The 2,961-nt window shown below is 71.4% G+C and carries 3 protein-coding genes and 1 pseudogene; 3 read left to right on the forward strand and 1 reads right to left on the reverse strand.

Annotation, left to right across the window (positions count from 1 at the left end; all coding sequences use genetic code 11):
• Positions 1-32 precede the first annotated feature (32 nt).
• The 3 genes and pseudogenes from AOK24_RS52905 to AOK24_RS39430 all read left to right on the forward strand — a co-directional run.
• Positions 33-216, forward strand: a 184-nt coding sequence (locus AOK24_RS52905) for a hypothetical protein (RefSeq protein WP_420876724.1), incomplete at its 3' end; no start/stop codon positions are given.
• 2 nt (positions 217-218) lie between these two features.
• Positions 219-2,070, forward strand: a pseudogene (locus tag AOK24_RS39425) (MDR family MFS transporter); the annotation flags it as partial.
• A gap of 51 nt (positions 2,071-2,121) precedes the next feature.
• The gene (locus tag AOK24_RS39430; protein ID WP_055724734.1) at positions 2,122-2,547 is read left to right on the forward strand and encodes a hypothetical protein; all 426 of its coding nucleotides are present in this window, start codon (positions 2,122-2,124) and stop codon (positions 2,545-2,547) included.
• Here the strand turns inward: AOK24_RS39430 and AOK24_RS39435 are convergent.
• Positions 2,534-2,961, reverse strand: a 428-nt coding sequence (locus AOK24_RS39435; protein ID WP_167376906.1) for a precorrin-6A/cobalt-precorrin-6A reductase, incomplete at its 5' end; no start/stop codon positions are given. The two genes, AOK24_RS39430 and AOK24_RS39435, sit on opposite strands and share 14 nt — an antisense overlap.

Consider the following 2,961-nt stretch of genomic DNA (forward strand, 5'->3'; position numbering starts at 1 on the left):
CGGCTCCCTCCCCCCGGCGCGATCGTGTCCCCGTGACCGTCACCCAGGATTCCCCACCGGCCGCGCAGCCCCCCGTACTGGACCCCCGCCGCCGCAACGTCGTCTTCGTGACGATCGTGCTGGGCATGCTGCTCGCGGCCCTGGACCAGACGATCGTCGGGACGGCGCTGCCCACGATCGTGTCGGACCTCGGCGGCGCCTCGCACATGTCGTGGGNNGACCGTCGCGACGGTCCTGGTCGGCAAGTTCGGCGACCTGTTCGGCCGCAAGGTGGTCTTCCAGGTCTCGGCGATCGTGTTCATCACGGGCTCGTTCCTGTGCGGCCTGGCGACGAACATGCCGCTGCTGATCGCGTGGCGCGCGGTGCAGGGCATCGGCGCGGGCGGCCTGATGGTGACGGCGATGGCGCTGATCGCGGACGTCATCCCGCTGCGGGAGCGCGGCAAGTACCAGGGCGCGATCGGCGCGGTGTTCGGCGTGGCGACGGTGATCGGCCCGCTGCTCGGCGGCCTGTTCACGGACCACCTGTCGTGGCGGTGGGCGTTCTACGTGAACGTCCCGATCGCGGTCGTCGTGGTCCTCGCCGCCGCGCGCACGATCCCGGTCGTCAGGTCCGTGTCCCGCCCGGTCATCGACTACCTCGGCATCGCGTGGGTCGCGCTCGGCGCGAGCGCCCTGATCCTGGCGACGAGCTGGGGCGGCAACGAGTACGCGTGGGGCTCCGGTGTGATCGTCAGCCTGTTCGTGGGCGGCGTGCTCGCGCTCGGCCTGTTCTGCTGGACGGAGACGCGGGCGGCGGAGCCGATGCTGCCGATGCGGCTGTTCCGCAACCCGGTGTTCACGGTGTGCTCGGTGCTCAGCTTCATCGTCGGGTTCGCGATGCTCGGCGCGATGACGTACCTGCCGAGCTATCTCCAGTACGTGGACGGCGATTCGGCGACCGTCTCCGGGGTACGGACGCTGCCGATGGTGCTCGGCCTGCTCATCGCGTCGATCGGCAGCGGCAACGTGATCAGCCAGACCGGCAGATACCGGGTGTTCCCGATCGCCGGCTCGCTCGTGATGGGGCTCGGCCTGTTCCTGATGTCGCGGATGGGGCCGGGTACGGGGGTCTGGCTGGAGTCGCTGTACATGTTCGTCCTCGGCTTCGGGATCGGGCTGTGCATGCAGGTCCTGACGATCGCCGTGCAGAACACGGTCGAGTACGCCGACCTCGGCACCGCGACCTCCGGCGTCACCTTCTTCCGTACGCTGGGCAGCTCCTTCGGCACGGCCGTCTTCGGCACGATCTACACGAACGCGCTCGGCCCCAACCTGCGGGACGGCATCGGGGAGGCGGCGGCGACGGGTACGGCGGACGCGGCGACCCTCACCAAGGCGGCGACCAGCCCGGACGGCGTCCACCAGCTCCCCGCGCGAGCCGCCGGGCCGATCATCGGCGCGTACGCCGACACCATCCAGACGGTGTTCCTGTGGACGGTCCCGGTCGCGGCGCTCGGTTTCCTGGTCGCCCTGCTGCTGAAACAGGTCCCCCTGCGCGACAGCGCCCGCGCGGGCTCCACGGACCTGGGCGAGGGCTTCGCGTCCCCGAGCGGCGCGGACTCCCGGCGGGTCCTGGAGACGTCGGTCGCCAAAATCATCGGCAGTACGGACCTGGAGACCACCCGCCGCATCGTCGAGGACTCCGACACCCGCCTCGACATCGCCGGCGCCTGGGCGGTCATGCAGGTCGAACTCCACACGCGGATGGTCGGCCACGCGAGCCTCGGCCTCATCGCGGCCCGCCGCCACCTTCCCCCTGAGGTCCTCCTCCCCGTCTTCGACCGCATGGTCGAGGAGGGGTACCTCACCCGCACCGGCACCCTCCTCTCCCACACGGACGCGGGCGCCCGCGAGGCGCGCATCATCTCGGAGGCGTGGGGCGACTGGCTGAAGGACCACGTCGAACGCGACCTGGGCCGGCCGTCGAGCGGGGACCTCCACGCGGCGGTCGACGCGATCGCGAAGAGACTGCTGGTGGAGGACCTGAGCAGCGGGATGCGGGAGCGGAAGGAGGTCACGGCGGCGTAGGTGCCGACATCCGGATGCCTCGCTCCCCCACCCCTCGCGCATACTGCTCCCATGTCCCCGACCCGCTTCTACGACGTCCGCACGGAGCTGTTCCACTACGCGGACTCGGCCCTCGTGCACTGCCCGCGCTGCGACCGCCTCGCCCACCGCGAGCACCGCCGAGCGGACCACGAGGTGCGGGTGATCTGCCGTTCCTGCGGCTTCGCGGCCGTCGACGGACGAGGGAGCCAGGCCCTCCCCCTGTGGCTGGAGGCCGACACCCGCCACGGCACGATCTGGGCCTACAACCTCGAACACCTCACCGTCCTCAGGGACTTCGTCGCCGCCGGCCTCCGCGAACACGCGCCCTGGCACGAACACGAGCACCGCCGGATGACCTACGTCGCCAGACTCCCCGCCTGGATCAAGTCCGCCAAGAACCGCACCGAGATCCTCCGTACGATCGACCGCCTGCGAGCGTCGGTCACAGCGCCCTGACCCACGCGACCGCACCCGCGACATCGCCGACCACGTCCACCCCGTACGGCGCCGGGGGCCGGCGTACGACGATCACCGGCACCCCCAGCTCCCGCGCGGCCGTGAGCTTCGCGGCCGTCGCAGCGCCCCCGCTGTCCTTCGTCACGACCACATCGATACGACGGTCCCGCAGCAACCGGAGTTCGTCCTCGACGCTGAACGGCCCGCGCGCGAGCAGCACCTCGCAGTCGCCCGGAAGCGGCGGCTCGGGCGCCTCGACGGACCGCGCGACGACATGCACCCCGGCGACGTGAGCGAAGGCCGCCAACTCCAGCCGCCCGGTGGTCAACAGCGCCCGACGCCCGAGCCGGGGCAGCAACGCAGCGGCCTCCACGACCGACCCGACGTCGTACCACCGGTCCCCCTCCCCCGCCT

The sequence above is a fragment of the Streptomyces niveiscabiei genome (assembly GCF_001419795.1).
GTDB classification, from domain to species: domain Bacteria; phylum Actinomycetota; class Actinomycetes; order Streptomycetales; family Streptomycetaceae; genus Streptomyces; species Streptomyces niveiscabiei.

Coding starts and splice junctions, on each gene's coding strand:
- AOK24_RS39430 (WP_055724734.1), top strand. CDS start 2,122: ATGTCCCCGACCCGCTTCTACGACGTCCGCACGGAGCTGTTCCACTAC.